Source organism: Polaribacter haliotis (genome assembly GCF_014784055.1).
In the GTDB taxonomy this organism is placed as follows: domain Bacteria; phylum Bacteroidota; class Bacteroidia; order Flavobacteriales; family Flavobacteriaceae; genus Polaribacter; species Polaribacter haliotis.
Map to the genome: position 1 here is coordinate 3002182 of NZ_CP061813.1, position 19628 is coordinate 3021809.

Sequence of the window (19628 nt, forward strand, 5' to 3'; positions counted from 1 at the left end):
GATACAAAAACCTTTCTTGCTAAGAGTTTAGAATGCTAATATTGATGATTTTTGGCATATTCTTAACATAGAATCTACGATCTTGTCTTTTACCAATCACCCAAATAATATCGTTATTATTGTTGCAAAGCAACCAAGTTTGGTTTTTTTCTAAAAGCGACATTTTCTCGTCTTTAAAATATTTACTCAACTTCTTTTTACCTTGCATTCCTTTTGGGTAAAAATAATCGCCATTTTCCCATTTTCTTATGATTAATGGGAATTCTAAAGCATTTTCATTCACAAAAATGTTATTTTTAGTTTCTTCGGAAATTTCTGTTACTTTTTTAATGCTAAGAAGAAATGGTTCTGTAATTTTTGAAATGTTTTTCTCAATAAAGTAAGAAGTTGCAGTATTTTTTTCTTCAATTCTAGAAAGGATTAAAAAATCTCTATCTTTTAATAAAACATGCGTTTTCGAAAATAATTGTTTCCCAGTTTGAGCACTCAATAACTGAAAAACATCATTCCATTCCATGAAATTATATTCTTTTAAAAGTTGATATAAATACGCCTTTGGATTTGATAATTGCTGAAGTTTAGAAACATCAAACTTTAAAAAACCTTCTTTCTTTGAAATAATTTCTCTAGAAATATCACCAATTTTATCATCAATAATTTGCTGACTTTCCTTTAAGTTTTTAATGGTATTTGAAAATGTTTCTAATAAACTTGGGTTTATTTCTTTTAGAACAGGAATTACGTTGTGTCTTATTTTATTTCGTGTGTATTTTGTAGAAGCGTTGCTTTTATCTTCTCGCCAATCGATATTATTTTTTGTTGCAAAATTGACAATTTCTTCACGAGAAAAAGCCAAAAGCGGACGCACAATATTTCCATTAATTTCTGGAATTCCAGTAAAACCCTCTAAACCTGTTCCACGTGTTAAATTGATTAGAAAAGTTTCTAAATTATCGTCTGAATGATGTGCAGTTAAAACAACATCGAAACTGTTTTCTTCTATTAATTTTTGAAACAATTCATAGCGCAAATTTCTTGCAGTTATTTGAGTAGATTCTTTGTTTTCCTTTGAAATTTCTTTGGTTTGGAATGATGTTGTAAAACAATCAATATCTAGTTTTTTTGATAAATTATTTACAAAATTTTCATCTAAATCGCTTTCTTTTTCTCGTAAATTGAAGTTGCAATGAGCCAAAGAAATATCAAAATTTAATTTTTTTAAAAGATGTGTTAAAACCACAGAATCTACACCACCAGAAATAGCGATTAAGATTTTTTGCTCCTTTAAAAAAGGAAACTTTTTGTTGATATGTTCTTTGAATTTTTGAAGCATTTATGGTCTCAAAAGTAATGATTTATTAAAGATAATGTTTCAACAACTTCGAAAGGCTGTAAATCAAACTCATACTTTTAGATTAACTAGATTTTTAAAAAATTAATGTTCATCAATTTTTATAATCTACTGTAAAGAAAAATTCGTGAATTCGTGGCAAACCTTTAATTCGTAAATTAAATTTGAGAATTCAACCAATTTACAATATCAGTAAGCATTTCTTCTTTGCATAAATCGTTATGCAATTCATGATATCCATTTTCGAACAATTTTAAAGTAGCGTTTTTAGTGTTTTTAGAAAAGTCTATGCTTCCTTTATGATCGATAATTTTATCTTCTTTTCCATGTAAAATAAACATTGGAACTTTTAGTTGATGCGCATTTTCAATCGCCCATTTTCCAGTTTCAATAAATTTTATAGAAAAATTAGGACTTATTTTAGCATGAATTAAAGGGTCTTCTATATATTTTTCGACCTCTCTTTTTTCTCTAGAAATTGCATTGACATCCAGTTCATTGCCCATTGTTAAAGAAGGAATAATGTTTTGAAGTATTTTACCAACAAATAATTTTATTGCTGGTGGTTTAAATGCCAGTTTTAAAAACGGACTTGTAGCAACAACTCCTTTTAAAGAATGTTGTTTTTTTAAGGTATAGTTAATCACTGCATTTCCACCCATGGAATGTCCATACAAGAAAATAGGTTTGTTTGGAAACAGTTCTTTTGCCTTTTCTATGGTTTTAGAAATACTTTCTAAAACAGCTTCAAAATTGGGGTTATGCCCACGTTTTCCTTCGGTTTTTCCATGACCAAAATGATCGAAAGCAACCACAGAATAGTTGTTTGATGTAAGTTTTTTTGCAACATGAACATATCGAGTGGAATGTTCTCCCATTCCATGTACTAAAACTACTACAGCTTTTGTTTCTTTTGCTTTCCAATATTGTCCAAAAAATTTGGTCTTGTAAATACTAAAATTGAATGTATCGTGTGTCATGAGTTTTGTTTTTTTAACCAAACTCGAATTTCTTTTCGCAAAGAAACTTCTGGTTTTGGTAAGGGAATTGTTTTGCCAAATTGTTTACTTCTGTTGAATTTAGAATACAAAATTTTTCGCTCTTTCCATTCTTCTGGAAATAACGCTAAATAACCATTAAACATATTTTGTTCTGTTGGTTTGTCTTCTAATTTATCGAATATTTTTTTGAATTTTTCGTCTTGGTTCGTAATCATAAAGTAAAGATAAGTAAAGAAAATGTTTTTATAAGTTTGTGGTTCTTAAAAGCTAAAAGTTGGCAAAAATGCTTAGCCCAGATTGAGTGGCCTGTTTGAGCTCTTTTATCTCTTGGAAAGAGATAAAAAGCGAGTAACGAAAGCTGGAAATAGCTCCAAAAAAAACATTGAAAATTCACTAAGAATTCAACAAAGCGAAACGCATTGCTTTTGCCTTTAATAAACACTCTTCATATTCCTTTTCAGGGCTAGATTTTGCAGTAATTGCGCCACCAACTGAATAGGAAATATACTTTTTTTCTTCGTTATATAATATGCTTCGAATGATTACATTAAAGTCGAAATCGCCTTCTGGCGTGAAATAACCAACAGTCCCAGAATAGAGTCCACGTTTGGTTTCTTCCAAGTTTTCGATAATTTTCATCGAAGAAACTTTTGGAGCGCCAGTCATACTTCCCATTGGAAAAGTACTTCTTAAAACTTCTACAGGATGCATGTTTTTTTCGATTTCGGAAACCACAGTAGAAATCATTTGATGCACTTGTTTAAAAGAATATACTTTGCACAATTCTTCGACTTTTACGCTTCCTTTTTTGGCGGTTTTAGATAGGTCATTTCTTACTAAATCGACAATCATTACATTTTCTGCACGTTCTTTAATATCTCTCGATAAATCGGATGCAATTTTGGCATCGTCAATTGCACTTATTAATCTTTTTGCAGTTCCTTTTATTGGTTGCGAAATAATTTTTTCGCCTTCTTTTCGAATGTATCTCTCAGGAGAAGCGCACAATGCATATTGATGCTCAATTTTTAAAAAAGTAGCAAAAGGTGGTTCTGAAATTTGGTTTAAATGTTTGTAAACTTCTATGGGATTTATGGTTGAATTTTCTGCATAAAATTCCTGACAAAAATTGGCTTCGTAAATATCTCCTCTGTGAATATGCTCTAAAACTTTGGTGACTTTTTGGTGGTATTCGTCTTTGTGAATTCTTAGTTTTATTTTAATGTCGGTTTTAGAAGAAGCTTCGACAAGCTCAGTTTGATAAATAGTTTCAAAATCGCTTTCAATCTCATCATCTACCATTTTTAAATAATGAAATTCAATGGTATTTCCTTTGATAAATAGGAGTTTTTGAGGCTGAAAAAAAAACAAATCAGCAAAGTCTAAACCGTCGAAATTTTTCGAAGAAAGTTGTTCTACGTCGTTTTTTACATCGTAAGAGATATATCCGAAAATATAATCTTTGGTAATGGTTTGGTATTCTTTTAATTTATCGAAAGCTTGATGATAATCCGTTTTTATGGAAGTAAATTCTTCTACAGCCAATGCACCATCGAAACTAGAATATTGTTGTTCGTAATTGTTGGAGTCTAACCAAATTGCGGTTTCAAATTGCTGACTCCAAGACAAAAGGTTTTGTTTGAAATTAGAAATATTCTCAACAGAAAAAGTACGAATGGTTCTTTGCATATTCTCGGTAAAAATACAAATCTTATTTGTTAGAAATAGGAATTTTTAAACTGATTCCTGTTTGAATATCAGGAGAATTATTTAAAGATAAATCTTCTTTTAAATAGATGGAAAAACTGTAATTTTCTCTTCCATATGTGTAAATCCAACTCCAAGCAGATTGATAGTCGTACAATTTCTCGAATCCATTTTGCCAGCCAGAATGTATTTCTTGCCATTTACCAACCAATTGATAGTAGTTGGCTTCGTCTCTTCTGCTAAAACTAGATTGAATTTGATAATTTGCAGAAATAGAATGGTAATTCCCTTTTCGAGTGTATTTTGTATACTCTAACATTCCTTCGAAACTCAATAAATAGTTGTTGTTTCCAAGTTGAACATTTTCTTTAAAATCGACAATATTTCTTCTTAAAATTGCAGAACCGAAAGAAGTTCTAATTTCATTTGTATTTTTTAAACTCCATTTTTTTATAATATTTCCAGAAAAACCAAAATCTAAAGAAGGATTATCTTTGGAAGTATTAATACCAAAATGCGAGCCAAAATTCACTGAGATATTTCTTTTTTTCAAGGAGATAAAATCTGGATAATAAAAATGATTTACCTCAATTCCTGCAAAAATAAATTGTCCGTCTTTTAGTGCCAATTTTCTTCCATTTCTATCTTGATAACGAACATTCACTTGATTTAATCCATAATATTTTCGTCCAAAAGGATCTTCTCCACCAGCAATATTGCTATGAAACCATTCTATAGTTTCATCACTTGTAAAAAAAGAAAACGGATATTTTCCTTTGGTTATTAAATAGGAGCGAAGTGAAATACCCAATTCATGGCTTTTGCCAATTTTTGTATTAAAATCGATTCTAAAATTTTTAAAAACAGCGTCTACAATAATGTTTTCATATTCTGAAGGTGTTGTTTGTTGGTCTCTGTAAAAATTTCTGTTAAACCAAGTTTGTTCACGAAGTTGATTTCTTGTGGCTTCATCTTTTGGTAAATACATTTCCACAAAAGGATGAAACGTATTTGCACTTGCCAACGAGAAATTCAATGTCATTTTTTGTGGTGGACGTACTTTAAAATTCTGATTTATTCTTGCAGAAAACAACCCAAAATGATGAATTGGCAACATACTCGGTTTGTCTATCCCGTTTTTTAATTGAATAGAATCTTTCTTTTGCCCAAAAGAGGAAATAGAAATCACTAAAAATAAAAAAGAGAAAATTATTTTCTGCATTTTGTAAAAATAAGCAAAGTTTGTGTTCTGAAAAGAGTTCAAAATTTAAAATTCAGAGTTTAAGGTTCAATATTAAAAAGAGTTTAGTGAAAATTATTTACATCTAAATCTGTGAAATCTGTGTCTAAAAACATCACAATAAACCACAAAAAAACCAAATAAAAAGACCTTTTAAGTTACAAACTCAAAAGGTCTCATATATGAATTTAAATATTTAAAAAAAGAAATATTTAAAAATTATGCATTTAAAGGTTTTCCATCCCAAGCCGCTTTTGCAGCTTCTTTTACAGCTTCAGAATAGGTTGGGTGACCATGACAAATTCTTGCCAAATCTTCTGCAGATGCTCTGTATTCCATTGCAACTGCAGCTTCCATAATTAAATCTGCAACACGTGCACCAACCATGTGAACTCCTAAAATTTCATCTGTATTTTTATCTGCTAAAACCTTTACAAAACCATCTAAATCTCCACTAGCTCTAGATCTTCCTAAAGCTCTCATAGAAAATTTACCAGCCTTGTAAACTACTCCAGCATCTTTTAGTTCTTGTTCTGTTTTACCAACAGCGGCAACTTCTGGCCATGTGTAAATAATACCAGGAATTAAATTGTAATCTATATGCGGTTTTTCGCCAGCTAAATATTCTGCAACGACTACACCTTCTTCTTCAGCTTTGTGTGCTAACATTGCACCTTTAACAACATCTCCAATTGCGTATATATTAGAAACATTGGTTTGTAAATGATCGTTTACAGAAACTTGCCCACGTTCATTAACTTCTACACCCACTTTTTCTAAACCTAAACCAGTAGTATATGCTTTTCTACCAACAGCAACTAAACAATAATCTCCGGTAAATGTAACTTCTTCGCCTTTTTTATTATTTGCTTTTACAGTAACTTCATTTCCATTTCTTTCTACAGCTGTAACACCATGACTAACTGCAAATTTAACTCCTTGCTTCTTTAAAACTTTTTGAAGTTCTTTGGAAACATCAGCATCCATAGTAGGTGTAATTTTTGCGGCATATTCTACAACTGTAACATCTGCACCTAAACGTTTGTAAACAGAACCTAACTCTAAACCAATTACACCACCACCAATTACAACTAAATGTTTTGGTACTTCTGGTAATTTTAATGCTTCTGTAGAAGTTATTATTCTTTCTTTATCTAAAGTAATAAAAGGTAAAGTAGAAGGTTTAGAACCTGTAGCTATAATAATATTAGTTCCTTCAATTACTTCAGAAGAACCATCGTTTTTTGTTACTTTTACGTGTGTAGCATCTTCAAAAGAACCTAAACCTTCAAAAACATCAATATTGTTTTTGTCCATTAAGTATTTAATACCACCAGTAGTTGTTTCTACAATTTTAGCTTTTCTGTCAACCATTTTACCAAAGTCGAAAGTTGGTTTTTCAACAGAAATACCATGATCTTCGAAATGATTTACGGCATCATAATAATGGTGAGAAGAGTCTAATAAAGCTTTAGAAGGAATACAACCTACGTTGGTACAGGTTCCTCCTAAAGTTGAATATTTTTCTATAATTGCTACTTTTTTACCTAATTGAGAAGCTCTAATTCCAGCAATATATCCTCCAGGACCAGAACCAATTACAATAATATCGTATTTCATAAGTAAGTTTATTTGCGTTTTTTGTAACCTTTTGGTTTAATTTCTAATAATAATTCACAAAAATACGCATATTTTCATAAAATAAAGTAAGAATTTATTAGTTTTACAACATAAATTATTCTTAATTTCTAGATATGAAGATTCTAAAAAAAGTACTTGTTTTCTTGTTAATTGTTCTTGTAATTTCTCAGTTTTTTGGGCCGGAAAAAAATGATGGCGATTTAGCTTCTGTATCTACTTTTCTACAAGAAACAAATCCGCCAGAAGATGTAAAGAAAATATTAGAAACTACTTGTTTCGATTGTCATAGCAACAAAACAACTTATCCATGGTACAATAATATTACACCTGTAAATTATTGGTTAGAAGACCATATTAAAAATGGTAAAAAACATTTAAACTTTTCTAAATGGAGCGAATATTCTCTAAAAAGAAAAGAGCATAAAATGGATGAGTTACATGAAGAAGTAGAAAAAGGAGAAATGCCTTTAGAGTCTTATACATACACACATTCAGATGCGGATTTAACACCAGAACAAATTGCAACAGTTGTTGCTTGGGGTAAAAAAGTACAGGCAGATTATAAACTTCAAATGCAAGCTAAATAATTGCAAAAAAAATCGCTTTTAATAATTGGTTACGTTTGGGTAGAACCCAATTCTTCTGCAGCAGGAAAGAGAATGTTGCAGTTAATCAATCAATTTTTAGAACGAGATTATAAAATTACCTTTGCTTCACCCTCTATAAAAAGTGAAAAAGCAATCGATTTAAAATCTTTGGGAATTGATGAAATTTCTATTGAATTAAATAATGTTTCTTTCGACATTTTTATAAGAGAATTGCAACCAGAAATTGTGTTGTTCGATCGATTTATGATGGAAGAACAATTTGGTTGGCGAGTTGCAGAAAACTGTGCAAAAGCAATCCGAATTTTAGATACAGAAGATTTACATTGTCTGCGAAAAACAAGAGAAATCTACTTAAAAAAGGGTGTAGATTTTTCTATTGACGAACTACTAAAACAAGACATCACAAAAAGAGAAATTGCGGCTATTTTAAGATGCGATTTGTCTTTAATTATTTCCACTTTCGAAATGGAATTGTTGAAAAACACTTTCAAAATAGATGCTTCAATTTTAATGTATTTGCCTTTTTTGTTTGATGAAATTGATGAAAATCATCAAAATAAATGGAAAAATTTTGAAGAAAGAGAACACTTTATTTTTATAGGAAATTTCTTCCACAAGCCAAATGTAGATGCTGTTTTAACTTTAAAAAATGAAGTTTGGGCAGAAATTAGAAAACAATTACCAAAATCGGAATTGCATATTTATGGTGCTTATATAAATCAGCAAATAGAGCAACTTCACAATAAAAAAGAAGGTTTTATAATTAAAGGTTTTGCAGAAAATGCAAATGAAGTTGTTGGAAATGCAAAAGTAGTTTTAGCACCTATTAATTTTGGAGCAGGAATTAAAGGGAAATTAACAGAAGCAATGCTTTGTGGAACGCCAAGTGTAACGACTTCAATTGGAGTAGAAGGGATGGCTGAAGATTTGTATTGGAATGGTTTTGTTGAAGATAATTTTACTGAGTTTTCTAAAAAAGCCATTATATTATATTTAGAGAAAGAAACTTGGAAAATTGCTCAAAATAATGGAGTAAACATCATCAACAATATTTACACCAAAGAAAAAAACGGACAATTATTTTTCAATAAAGTTGAAGAAATTCAACATTATTTAGAAAACCATAGAACAAATAATTTTATAGGAAGTTTGTTGCAACATCAAACTTTGCAGGCTACAAAATATATGAGTAAATGGATTGAGGCGAAAAATGCGTAGCATTTTAGTATTCAGTAAAACAGTCTTTAGTTAGAAGTGAATAACTGACTGATTACTGCAAATTGAAGACTGCATACTTATTTTCCACGTTCATAATCCAAAGGCAAAGAATTTGCAAATTTTTCATAAGACCAATAACCTTCGTAATAAACATTTAGTGGGTTTACCATAAGTCCATTTCTGTCTATTTCAATAGGTCTTTCTAAAGGAATTACAGAAGAGGTTTGTGGCAATGCTTTTCTAGGTTTGCTAAAAGCTTTTCTTAAAATATAGGCTTTTTCTTCTAATTCTTTTGTGTAAACAACACTAATATTATTCTCGAAACTCAAAAAATAAGCTCCATTTTCTTTGGTAATTATTTCGTTTACTGGAACTTTAGATTTGTATAAATAATCTTTAGATTTTGGTAATCTGGCTTTTCTTAAAACCACTAAAGCAGTATCTAAACTAGTTTTTGGTTCTTCGATTTTCTTAGAAAAATTGATTCGAGAACGATTTAATTTTACCAATTCTCTTGCGTTTTTAATTTGTTTTTCAGTTGGTCTTTCTGGGTTTAAGACTCTTTTAAATTGATGCACAATAAAACCATCTTTGTACGTCGTATTTTTTATTAAAGATTGATAAAAATGTGTAAAAGAACCATTGTACGCTTTTAATCTGTTTTCTTTCCATTTGCGCTGTTTCCTTTTACTGCCTTTTAAATTTTCGTATCGAGAATAGCCTAAATAGGTTACATAATTTTTATTAATGATAAAACTTTCTAAATCGAACGTTATTTTATAGCCTAATTTTTTATGTTTAATTTCTAAAGGTTCTCTAGCAATAGCCGTAAGAATATTGTTTTTTGCATCATACTCAAAATGCAACACTTTCGGATTTAAGATTTTGCAATCTTCAGCCAATTCTGTTTGTCCAATAAATTCTTGTTTAAAACGAATAAGGCTGTGTTTCCATTCATCATCATAAACCGTTTTACGAATTACAATTTCACTCAGCATATTTTCATCTTCCAACAAAGTAAACTTTAAAGGGTTTTTATATGTTGATGTTTTTAAAGGATAATTTATGGTTTTATAGCCCAAATAAGAAACAATTAATTCATATTGTCCTTCCTTAGCTTTTATAGAAAATTCACCATTTTCATTTGTAGTTGTGCCAACCATTGTATTGTTAAAATACACTGCAGTTCCTTCTAAAGGCCCGTTTTTATCATACACAGTTCCTGTAATTGTAATTTGTGCGAACATACAATTGGAGATGAATATGAATAAAAGTAGGATTTTATGTTTCATGATTTTTTTTAAAGTCTTCAGTCTTCAGTTTTTAGTCAGTTTTTGACTGCCTGCTGAAGACTGTTTTACTGCTTACTGAAAAATTACTATAATAAACCCGCTCTTTTCAAAAGCGCATCTGGTTTTGGCTCTTTTCCTCTGAAGCGTTTGTATAAAATCATTGGTTTTTCTGTACCACCTTTAGAAAGTACATTTTCTTTGAATTTAGTTGCTACTTCTTTGTTGAATATTCCTTCTTCTAAGAAATATTCGAATGCATCTGCATCTAAAACTTCTGCCCATTTATAGGAATAATATCCTGCAGAATATCCTCCTTGAAAAATATGAGAAAAAGCAGTGCTCATAACATTTTCTGGAACATCAGGATATAATTTTGTGTTTGCAAAAGCTTCATTTTCAAAGTCCTTTACCGTTTTTATTTCTGATGGGTTTTGAGAATGCCAGCTCATGTCTAATAATCCAAAACTTAATTGTCTTAACGTTTGCATTCCTTCATGAAAACTGGCAGATTCTTTTATTTTTTCGACATATTTCATTGGAATAACTTCTCCAGTTTCATAATGTTTTGCGAACAATTCTAATGCTTCTTTTTCGTAACACCAGTTTTCCAAAACCTGACTAGGTAATTCCACAAAATCCCAAGAAACCGAAGTTCCAGACAAACTATTGTAAGTTGTATTTGCTAACATTCCATGTAAAGCATGGCCAAATTCATGAAACAAAGTAGTAACTTCATTAAAAGTTAATAATGATGGTTTTGTAGGAGTTGGTTTTGTGAAATTACAAACAATAGAAACGTGAGGTCTTTCGTTTACTCCGTTTTTAACTTGTTGGCTTTTATAAGAAGTCATCCAAGCACCATTTCGTTTTCCTTTTCTTGGATGAAAATCGGCATAAAAAACGGATATAAAATTACCATCAGTATCTGTTACATTGTAGGTTTTTACGTCTTCGTGATATTTATCGATTGTAGAAACTTCGTCAAACTTTAAATCATATAAACGACTTGCAATTTCAAAAACACCATCAATTACATTTTCTAACTTAAAATAAGGTTTTAAGAGTTCTTGGTCTAAATCAAAAATTTCCTTTTTTAGTTTTTCTGAATAATATGCGCCATCCCATTTTTGAAGTTGGTCTATTCCATCTAGTTTTTTAGCGTATTTCTCTAAATTTTCAAATTCTTTTGTAGCAGCAGGTTTTGCTTTTTCTAACAATTCATTCGAAAAATCGATTACTTTTTCAGGAGTTTCTGCCATTCTTTCTTCCAATACAAAATGAGCATGTGTTTTATAACCTAATAAATTGGCTCTTTTATGACGAAGGTTCACGATATCTAAAACAACTTGTTCGTTATTGTTTTTATTATCTTGAAATCCCTTTTTACCAGCTACAATTGCCAACTTTTTTCTTAATTCTCTATTATCTGCATAGGTCATAAAGGGAATGTAACTTGGGTAATCTAAAGTGAAAATCCAACCTTCTTTTTCCTTTTCGTTTGCCAGTTGTTTTGCAGCTTCTTTTGTAGAATCAGGCAAACCAGCAAGATCGTTTTCATCAGTTAAATGCATTTCAAAAGCATTGGTTTCAGCCAATACATTTTCACCAAACTTTAAAGATAATTTAGATAATTGAGTATCTATTTTTCTTAACTCGGTTTTATCACTTTCGTTTAAGTTCGCACCATTTCTTGCAAAACTTTTATATTGTTTATCCAACAACATTTCTTGCTCTGGAGTCAAATTTAAACTCTCTTTAGTATCAAAAACTTCTTTTACCTTTTTAAATAAAGCTTCATTTAGAGTTATGTCGTTTCTAAATTCGCTTAACCAAGGAGAAACTTCTTGTGCTATTTTCTGAATTTCGTCATTTGTTTCTGCAGAATTCAAATTAAAAAAAATACTGGTAATTCTGTTTAATTTTTCACCAGTAAAATCTAAAGCAACTGTTGTATTTTCAAACGTTGGTTTTTCTGTATTTTCTACAATTTTATGTATTTCTTCTTTAGCAATTTCTATTGCTTTTTTTATAGCTGGTTTGTAGTGTTTGTTTGCGATTTTAGAAAAAGGAGCTGTATTAAAATCTTGTAAAAGTGGATTCATTAACTTATTTTTTTTGAATATCAAAGATAGAGAATCTAATAATTTTATCATTTATTTATTTAAAAATTCATTTCAACGATAAAAAATTGACTTTCAACGAAGTTTTTTATATGTTTAGAACATTTGGCCTTATTTTTGTTTAACTATGATTGGATTAATCTCCACAGTAAAATTTTTTAAAAAAAAGAAAATGATAAAATCTATAACTAAACTTTTTCTAGTATTTACACTATTTGCATTTGTAGAACCTGTAACTGAGGGTATGTATTTCGATGGTGTAAATGACTATATAATAATTCCAAATACTACCAACATTAATAGTACTACAACTAATAATAGAACTTACGAAACATATTTTAAAACTGTAGATCCTTCTGGAGGTAAGCAAATTATAATGAAAGAAGGTGGTGGTACAAGAGCTGTAATTGTATATATTGAAAACGGATTTTTGGTTATGGGAGCTTATAATAGAACAGACTATACCCCTACTTGGCAAGGAACCTTTTATAGAACACCAATCACTGCTGATACTTGGTATCATTTTGCACTTATTTTCGATAATGCACAGCCAGGAGATGCAACTACCAATCCAATGACTGTTGGAGCAAATAATGCATTAAAATTTTATTTAGATGGTACTTTAGTAGCTAATTTATCTGGGTATCAATTGGGAGGACATAATTCATTTAGATTGGGTTATAAAAATGAGACTTTACGTTTTCCTAATTGCGCAACTTGGACTGCTACAGGACCTGCAAGTGTAGAATACTGTTTCGGTTCTGTGGCTAATGATACTGGAGGAAATGAGTATTATTTTAACGGAAATCTTTGGGGTTTTAGAATTTGGAATGATGTTAGAACTGAAACTGAAATTAATGATAATATGGAAATTATTATTACAACTTTGGGCACAGATAGTTTAGTTGCAGCGTTAGATGGCGATACTTTTAATTATTTAAACAGTAGTAATAATCCACAAGAAAAGGTAAACCCAAATAATGATATTATTACTTGGAGTGCTACTGCAACAACTACAAATTGGAACACTGGTTCTAATTGGGTGGGAGGTAGTGTTCCTACAGAACACCAAGATGCTATTATTCCAAGTTCTACAAATTACCCTTTAATTACTTCGCATGTAATTGTTGGCGATGTTACTATTGAAACATCTGCAGAAATAAATGTTAGTAGTAGTGGTACTTTTGATGTGAAATATGATTTAGAAAATAATGGAACTTTAACAGTAAATGACAATGGTTCTTTACTAATTAGAAAAAGTGACGAAGTAGTAGGAACTGGAGATTATAATATTCAAAAAAATTCCCCTACTTATACAGGTGCTTATTTTTATTCATATTGGTCATCGCCTACAATAAATACAAATCCTGGAACTACTTTTCCAAGTAATCCTGTTGTTTATTATTTTAATTCAGCAGTAAATAATTCAGATTGGGCATATAATACAGGTAATTTTACACCAGGAATTGGTTACGCAATAAGGCACGAAAGTGCTGGAGGTTATTCCACTACTTTTACAGGAAAACCAAACACAGGAAATGTTGTTGTAAATGTTTATGATACTACTAATTTAGAAGGAGAAGGAAGCGATGAAATAGCATGGTCTACTTCTGGAGATAATTTAGTTGGTAATCCTTATGCATCTGCAATAGATTGGGGTTTAGTGGCAACAGATTTAGACAATGCTAATATAGAAGGAACAATTTATTTGTGGAACCAAGCTTCTGCTGAAGTTGGAGAAAATAATGTTGGAGATTATGTGGCATATAATGGGACTGGAGGTTCTACACCTGGTATTGATGGAAAAATAGCATCAGGACAAGGTTTTTTTGTAAAAACAAATGGTAATGGAACTTTAACTTTTAGACCTACGCATCAAATTGTTTCTAATAACTCTCAATTTTTTAAATCAAGTAAAAAAGTAGTAGATCCAAAAAAACAAGGTAGATCTTGGTTTAAACTTAAAAGAGGAAATTTAACAAATACAATTTTAGTTGGTTTTTTAAAAGAAGCTACTAATAGATATGATAGATTATACGACGCTACTTTCGATTCGAGCCAACAATCTTTAGGGTTTTATTCGGTTGTAAGAGGCGATATTAAAGCATCCATTCAAGGTTTTCCAGAGCTAAAAAGAGCTAAAAAAGTAGTTAAAATTGGTTTTATTGTTGATGAATTAGGTGACTATACAATAGAATTGCAACAAGAATTTATTAATGAAGATTACTATATTTATTTAAGAGATACAGAGTTAAAGAAAACGATCGATTTAAGAAAAAACGCCTATAATTTTACGGTAGATACTGTTGGAGAAAATAATACTAGATTCAAAATTATTTACACTAAAAAGAAAAGAAAAGAATCTAAAGGTTTAAGTAAATCAAATGGAGTAGAAGAAATAGATTCTAAAGATTTTTCGGTGTATGTAGATGAAGCAAAAGAATTAATTGTTGAATATGATTTTGATGTCGATAAAGTAAACGAAGTAATTGTTTTTGATATTCAAGGTAGAAAAGTAGCTAATTTTACAAAAAACCAACAAAAGATAATTTCTAATTTATCTGAAGGTGTTTATATTGTAAAAGCGTTTTTAGAAAACAAAAAAATAAAATCCAAAAAAATAGTGATTGCAAATTAGCAACCACTATTTGGTAATATTTCGAAAACTCAGAATTTTTTTAATTCTGAGTTTTTTTATTTTCTAACTCTTTCAGAAGCTTGTTCAACTTTTAGTTTTAAACCTTCTTTGTAAGCGATAATTTTATCTAAAACACATTTGTCTGCTGCTCCAATAATTTGTGCGGCTAAAATACCTGCATTTTTTGCGCCATCTAAAGCAACAGTAGCAACAGGAACGCCTCCAGGCATTTGTAAAATAGATAAAACAGAATCCCAACCATCTATAGAATTTCTACTTTTTACAGGAACACCAATAATAGGCAAAGGACTCATAGAAGCAACCATTCCTGGTAAATGTGCTGCGCCTCCAGCACCAGCTATTATTACTTTTATTCCTCTTAAATGTGCATTTTTAGAATATTCTACCAATTTCTCTGGAGTTCTGTGAGCAGATACAATATCTACTTCAATTTGAATATCGAAACTCTCTAAAATATCTATTGCTTCTTGCATTATTGGAAGATCTGAATCGCTTCCCATTATTATTCCTACCATAATTTATTTTTATTCTGAACTTGTTTCAGAATCTGTTTATTTAATTTAAGTAATTATTTCGAAATCACGCGAATCGTTTCTTTAACTTTTTGGGCAATTTCCCTCGCTTTTTCTATATTTTTATCTACGATAGTTACATGACCCATTTTACGGAAAGGGCGTGTTTCTTTCTTTCCATAAATGTGTGGTGTAACTCCATCAATTTTTAAAATAGCTTCTATGTTTTCGTAAACAACATCTCCAGAAAAGCCTTCTTCGCCAACTAAATTTACCATAATTCCAGCAACTTTACTTTCTGTATTTCCTAAAGGAAGATTTAAAATGCTTCTTAAATGTTGCTCAAATTGATTTGTATAACTCGCCTCAATAGAATAATGACCAGAATTATGTGGTCTTGGAGCCACTTCGTTTACTAAAATTTTATTATCTATAGTTTGAAACATTTCCACAGCCAATAAACCAACAAAGTCTAATTTACTAACTACTTTTAAAGCAGTTTCTCTTGCTTTTTCAGCAACATTAGTATCTATTCTTGCAGGGCAAATAACATATTCTACTTGGTTTGCTTCTGGATGAAATTCCATTTCTACAACAGGATATGTTGTGGTTTCTCCATTGGCATTTCTTGCAACAATTACTGCCAATTCATTTTTAAAAGGAATTAGTTTTTCTGTAATACATTCTACATTTGGTAAACTTTCTAAATCAGCAATGTTTCTTACGATTTTAACTCCATTTCCATCATAGCCAAAACGTGCGGCTTTCCAAACAAAAGGAAAATCGATAATATTGTTCTCAAAAGAATGTTTTAATTCTTCTAAATAAGCATAATGAGAAAATTCTGCAGTCGGTATTTCATGATCTACATAAAAGTTTTTCTGTCTTGCTTTACTTTGGATAATTCTTAAATCTTTCGGTTTCGGATAAATCGTTAAACCTTCATCTTCTAACTTATCTAACGCATCTAAATTTACATTTTCAATTTCTATGGTTAGTAAATCTACTGTTTTTCCGAAGTTGTAAACAGCATCAAAATCTAATAAATCTCCAAAGACAAACCTGTTGCAAATTTCTGCACAAGGTGCATTTTTATTACTTTCTAAAATGGAAGTATAAATGTCGAATTTTTGTGTTTCTGCGAGTAGCATTCTTCCTAGTTGACCACCACCAAGAACGCCTAATTTAAAATCTGAAGAAAAATAATTTTTCACTGTAAGAATTGTTGTGTTTCAGCAAAAATACACAACTCAAATCATTTTCACTAAAAATTACTGATACGAATTACAGAACCATTTTTTGTAACACGATATTCTCTTGCAGGACATGGAGAACCATCTGTTTGTGGAGCACCGCCAAAATGCACACTATATTCGCTATTATCGCAACTACATTTTAAAACCAAACCTCTTTCGAAACTCATTGGAGTACTACAATCTGTATTTGGGCAAATTCTATCGTAAGCAACAAATGTGTTACCATTTATATTAAATAATAAAATTCCTTTTGCACCACCAGAAAGTTCTGCAAAACCTCCAGGAGTTTGAGCATTAATTAATTGCGGATTGTTTAAATCTGTGGTAACATTTACAGGAAAATTTAGTAAACAGTTTTCTAATGGAGTGTTATTAGAGCAACTCCAAAGAGATAAAAACGAGATAAAAAATACTATTTTCTTAAACATATAAATTTGTTGGTACTATAAAAACGTTCGCAAGTTACAAATATTTTGTACATTTGTAATCTAATCTCATTCCTGTGAAGGTAATGGGATTTTTAAATTTAAACTCCCAAAAGGTACCATTAAACGAATATCTTTTTATTTTTTCTATAAATTTAGTTTATTAGAAGAATAATAGAATATAAATAAATTATTATGAGCGAAATATCTTATTACTCAGCAGAAGGATTAAAGAAGTTGAAAGACGAATTGGTTCAATTAGAACAAATAGAAAGACCAAGAGTAACTACAGAAATTGCAGATGCAAGAGATAAAGGAGATTTAAGTGAAAATGCAGAATATCATGCCGCAAAGGAAGAACAATCTCATTTAGAATTTAAGATTGCAAAGTTAAAAAATGTAATCTCTAATGCACGAATTTTAGATGAATCTCAATTAGATACTTCAAAAATATTAATTCACTCGAACGTAGTTATTAAAAATACTACAAACGGAATGGAAATGAAATATAGATTGGTAGCAGATTCCGAAACCGATGTTAGAAATGGAAAATTATCTGTAAATTCTCCTATTGGAAAAGGTTTGTTAGGTAAAAAAGTCGGAGAAATCGCGGAAATTCAGGTTCCAAACGGAATTATGAAGTTTGAAATTGTTGAGATTTCGAGATAATTTTTTTAAAAAAAAGAGACAAGATTCATGATTAAATGGATCCAGGACTGCTACTGAAAACTGATTACTGAATACTGAAAAATTATGAGCATATTCACAAAAATAATTACAGGAGAAATTCCAAGTTATAAAGTTGCAGAAAACAACGATTTTATTGCTTTTTTAGATATCAATCCAAATGCAAAAGGGCACACTTTAGTAGTTCCAAAAAAGGAAGAAAATAAACTTTTCGATTTATCGAAAGAAGATTATAAAAGTCTTATGGATTTCTCTTACGATGTTGCAAAAGCAATCGAAAAAACAATTCCCTGCAAAAGAGTTGGAATGAGTGTTATTGGTTTGGAAGTACCTCATGTACATGTGCATTTAATTCCTTTAAATGAAATGGCAGATATTCAATTTGCTAAAAAAGTAAAGTTAACAAATGATGAGTTTGTTGCTTTGGCTGGTGAGATTGCTGGTAATTTCGAGTAGATTTTTTTGAAGCTATTTCCTGCTTTCACTACTCGCTTTATTTATTAAGAAAAAAGAATAAAAAAGAGCTCAAAACAATTAGCCTATCTTGAGCACAGTCGAAAGATTCAATCTGGGCTAAACTAGTTTAGTTTTTTCTGTTATTTTTAAAACAACAATATTTTTATAAAAACCTATCTTGGATTCTTGTCTACGCAGGAATTACCAATAAACTAAGCCTTATTCAATAAAATCTGAAAAGTAGTCCCTTTTCCAATTTCCGATTTCTGTACGAAAATTTTTCCTTTGTGATAATCTTCTACAATACGTTTAGAAAGCGATAAACCCAAGCCCCAACCACGTTTTTTTGTTGTAAAACCAGGTTTAAAGATTTGTTTAAATAATTTTTTTGGCATTCCTTTTCCAGTATCTGTAATTATAATTTTTACTTTCTGTTGTTTGGTTTCTATGGCTAATTTTAGTTCACCTTTTCCCAACATTGCATCAATGGCGTTTTTAATTAAGTTTTCTATAACCCAACCAAATAATTCGGTATTTATGTTTGCGAATAATTCTTTTTCTGAAGATGAAAAAGAAAAAGTTATTTGTTTCGAACTTCGAGATTCTAAATAATCGTACGCAGTTTTTGTAATTTCTACAATATCCTGTTTTTTTAATTCTGGTACAGAACCAATTTTAGAAAAACGATTGGCAATGGTATTTAATCTATGGACATCTTTTTCTATTTCTTCCACATATTTGTCATCTACTTTTTCCATTTTTAAAATGGCAATCCAACCCAATAAAGAAGACAAAGGTGTACCTATTTGATGTGCAGTTTCCTTCGCCATTCCTGTCCATAATTTATTAGTTTCAGCAATTTTATTAGAATTATAAAATAAATAAATAACACTTAAAAAAAGAAACAAAATTAAAATAAGAGCAAGAGGATAATAAGTTAATCTGTTTAATAAATCGGAATCTCTGTAGTAAACTTTATTTGTTTTATCATTGGAAAGGTTAATAACTATGGGGTTATTTTCATTCTTCATTTTCTCTAATTGCGCTTTTAAATATTCAGGTTCTTTGGCTTTAATAGAGTCTAAATTTTGCCAAGAAGAAATTTTTCCATTTTCGTCCACTAAAATAGATGGAATATTTATGTTGTTTTCAATAATCATTCCTTCAATATAAAAGCTATCATCTAAATTTTGGTTTGTTGCGAATTCCTTTATTGCTGCTCCAAAAATTTCCATTTTAGAACGTTCTTCTTGTTTAAAATTTTGAAAGAACATATAGGTATTCCAAAGAATTAAAGAAACAATTGCAAGAGAAATAATAATAGCAATTCTTTTAAAGAAAATGGTGTTAGTTGTAAATTTCATTAAAACAAATATAAAGGTTTCCACTATATAACTCATTTGCAATTTTGATAGTATCTTTACAAGTGAAATTATTGTCTTTTTTTAGTTTTCA

The 19628-nt window shown here is 30.1% G+C and carries 17 protein-coding genes; 5 read left to right on the forward strand and 12 right to left on the reverse strand.

The genetic code is table 11. The annotated features are described in order from the left end of the window. Window positions 1-19: 19 nt before the first annotated feature. From tilS to lpdA, 6 genes are all read right to left on the reverse strand, one after another. Window positions 20-1333, reverse strand: coding sequence for a tRNA lysidine(34) synthetase TilS (gene tilS / locus H9I45_RS12885; protein ID WP_088353864.1), 1314 nt, complete (start codon window positions 1331-1333; stop codon window positions 20-22). A 176-nt stretch (window positions 1334-1509) separates the two neighbouring features. Further along, window positions 1510-2331 (reverse strand): alpha/beta hydrolase, encoded by an 822-nt coding sequence (locus tag H9I45_RS12890; RefSeq protein ID WP_088353865.1) that lies wholly within the window; start codon window positions 2329-2331, stop codon window positions 1510-1512. Further along, entirely contained in the window at window positions 2328-2567 is a 240-nt protein-coding gene (locus H9I45_RS12895) for a hypothetical protein (protein ID WP_088353866.1), read from the reverse strand. Before H9I45_RS12895 ends, H9I45_RS12890 begins: the two co-directional genes overlap by 4 nt. A 178-nt stretch (window positions 2568-2745) precedes the next feature. Continuing rightward, window positions 2746-4041, reverse strand: a complete 1296-nt coding sequence (locus H9I45_RS12900) for an anthranilate synthase component I family protein (RefSeq protein ID WP_088353867.1) — start codon at window positions 4039-4041, stop codon at window positions 2746-2748. A gap of 22 nt (window positions 4042-4063) precedes the next feature. Further along, window positions 4064-5281, reverse strand: coding sequence for a hypothetical protein (locus tag H9I45_RS12905; protein WP_088353868.1), 1218 nt, complete (start codon window positions 5279-5281; stop codon window positions 4064-4066). A gap of 237 nt (window positions 5282-5518) precedes the next feature. Next, window positions 5519-6919, reverse strand: coding sequence for a dihydrolipoyl dehydrogenase (lpdA, locus tag H9I45_RS12910; RefSeq protein WP_088353869.1), 1401 nt, complete (start codon window positions 6917-6919; stop codon window positions 5519-5521). Window positions 6920-7053: 134 nt separating this feature from the next. Between lpdA and H9I45_RS12915 the strand changes: the two genes are divergently transcribed. Then, window positions 7054-7527, forward strand: coding sequence for a heme-binding domain-containing protein (locus H9I45_RS12915; protein ID WP_088353870.1), 474 nt, complete (start codon window positions 7054-7056; stop codon window positions 7525-7527). Further along, window positions 7528-8766 (forward strand): glycosyltransferase, encoded by a 1239-nt coding sequence (locus H9I45_RS12920; RefSeq protein ID WP_088353871.1) that lies wholly within the window; start codon window positions 7528-7530, stop codon window positions 8764-8766. It abuts the gene before it with no gap. 77 nt (window positions 8767-8843) lie between these two features. On the opposite strand, the gene H9I45_RS12925 is transcribed toward H9I45_RS12920, so the two are convergent. Both H9I45_RS12925 and H9I45_RS12930 read right to left on the reverse strand, forming a co-directional pair. After that, on the reverse strand, window positions 8844-10058 hold the full coding sequence (locus H9I45_RS12925; protein WP_088353872.1) for a carboxypeptidase-like regulatory domain-containing protein: 1215 nt from the start codon (window positions 10056-10058) through the stop codon (window positions 8844-8846). Window positions 10059-10144: 86 nt separating this feature from the next. After that, the gene (locus tag H9I45_RS12930) at window positions 10145-12160 is read right to left on the reverse strand and encodes a M3 family metallopeptidase (protein ID WP_088354043.1); all 2016 of its coding nucleotides are present in this window, start codon (window positions 12158-12160) and stop codon (window positions 10145-10147) included. Between the two features lie 190 nt (window positions 12161-12350). On the opposite strand from H9I45_RS12930, the gene H9I45_RS12935 reads away from it, so the two are divergent. Next, on the forward strand, window positions 12351-14816 hold the full coding sequence (locus H9I45_RS12935; RefSeq protein WP_176397553.1) for a DUF8693 domain-containing protein: 2466 nt from the start codon (window positions 12351-12353) through the stop codon (window positions 14814-14816). Window positions 14817-14872: 56 nt separating this feature from the next. Here the strand turns inward: H9I45_RS12935 and purE are convergent, their stop codons facing one another. From purE to H9I45_RS12950, 3 genes are read right to left on the reverse strand one after another with little or no spacing between them, the layout of a single operon-like run. Next, the gene (purE, locus tag H9I45_RS12940) at window positions 14873-15352 is read right to left on the reverse strand and encodes a 5-(carboxyamino)imidazole ribonucleotide mutase (RefSeq protein ID WP_088353874.1); all 480 of its coding nucleotides are present in this window, start codon (window positions 15350-15352) and stop codon (window positions 14873-14875) included. A 53-nt stretch (window positions 15353-15405) separates the two neighbouring features. Next, entirely contained in the window at window positions 15406-16563 is a 1158-nt protein-coding gene (locus H9I45_RS12945; RefSeq protein ID WP_088353875.1) for a 5-(carboxyamino)imidazole ribonucleotide synthase, read from the reverse strand. A gap of 50 nt (window positions 16564-16613) precedes the next feature. Continuing rightward, entirely contained in the window at window positions 16614-17033 is a 420-nt protein-coding gene (locus H9I45_RS12950) for a Rieske (2Fe-2S) protein (RefSeq protein ID WP_088353876.1), read from the reverse strand. Window positions 17034-17225: 192 nt separating this feature from the next. Between H9I45_RS12950 and greA the strand changes: the two genes are divergently transcribed. Together greA and H9I45_RS12960 are read left to right on the forward strand one after the other, a co-directional pair. Then, complete coding sequence (gene greA, locus H9I45_RS12955; protein ID WP_088353877.1) at window positions 17226-17699, forward strand: transcription elongation factor GreA; 474 nt, start codon at window positions 17226-17228, stop codon at window positions 17697-17699. Between the two features lie 84 nt (window positions 17700-17783). Then, window positions 17784-18173 carry an HIT family protein gene (locus tag H9I45_RS12960; protein WP_088353878.1) on the forward strand — a complete coding sequence of 130 codons (390 nt, stop codon included), beginning with the start codon at window positions 17784-17786 and terminating at the stop codon, window positions 18171-18173. A 212-nt stretch (window positions 18174-18385) separates the two neighbouring features. Here the strand turns inward: H9I45_RS12960 and H9I45_RS12965 are convergent, their stop codons facing one another. Next, window positions 18386-19537, reverse strand: a complete 1152-nt coding sequence (locus H9I45_RS12965) for a sensor histidine kinase (protein ID WP_088353879.1) — start codon at window positions 19535-19537, stop codon at window positions 18386-18388. Window positions 19538-19628 lie beyond the last annotated feature (91 nt).

Bases quoted from the DNA above. Each gene is read 5' to 3' on its own strand.
- tilS (WP_088353864.1), bottom strand. From the start codon at position 1,333: ATGCTTCAAAAATTCAAAGAACATATCAACAAAAAGTTTCCTTTTTTA.
- H9I45_RS12890 (WP_088353865.1), bottom strand. From the start codon at position 2,331: ATGACACACGATACATTCAATTTTAGTATTTACAAGACCAAATTTTTT.
- H9I45_RS12895 (WP_088353866.1), bottom strand. From the start codon at position 2,567: ATGATTACGAACCAAGACGAAAAATTCAAAAAAATATTCGATAAATTA.
- H9I45_RS12900 (WP_088353867.1), bottom strand. From the start codon at position 4,041: ATGCAAAGAACCATTCGTACTTTTTCTGTTGAGAATATTTCTAATTTC.
- H9I45_RS12905 (WP_088353868.1), bottom strand. From the start codon at position 5,281: ATGCAGAAAATAATTTTCTCTTTTTTATTTTTAGTGATTTCTATTTCC.
- lpdA (WP_088353869.1), bottom strand. From the start codon at position 6,919: ATGAAATACGATATTATTGTAATTGGTTCTGGTCCTGGAGGATATATT.
- H9I45_RS12915 (WP_088353870.1), top strand. From the start codon at position 7,054: ATGAAGATTCTAAAAAAAGTACTTGTTTTCTTGTTAATTGTTCTTGTA.
- H9I45_RS12925 (WP_088353872.1), bottom strand. From the start codon at position 10,058: ATGAAACATAAAATCCTACTTTTATTCATATTCATCTCCAATTGTATG.
- H9I45_RS12930 (WP_088354043.1), bottom strand. From the start codon at position 12,160: ATGAATCCACTTTTACAAGATTTTAATACAGCTCCTTTTTCTAAAATC.
- H9I45_RS12935 (WP_176397553.1), top strand. From the start codon at position 12,351: ATGATAAAATCTATAACTAAACTTTTTCTAGTATTTACACTATTTGCA.
- purE (WP_088353874.1), bottom strand. From the start codon at position 15,352: ATGGTAGGAATAATAATGGGAAGCGATTCAGATCTTCCAATAATGCAA.
- H9I45_RS12950 (WP_088353876.1), bottom strand. From the start codon at position 17,033: ATGTTTAAGAAAATAGTATTTTTTATCTCGTTTTTATCTCTTTGGAGT.
- greA (WP_088353877.1), top strand. From the start codon at position 17,226: ATGAGCGAAATATCTTATTACTCAGCAGAAGGATTAAAGAAGTTGAAA.
- H9I45_RS12960 (WP_088353878.1), top strand. From the start codon at position 17,784: ATGAGCATATTCACAAAAATAATTACAGGAGAAATTCCAAGTTATAAA.
- H9I45_RS12965 (WP_088353879.1), bottom strand. From the start codon at position 19,537: ATGAAATTTACAACTAACACCATTTTCTTTAAAAGAATTGCTATTATT.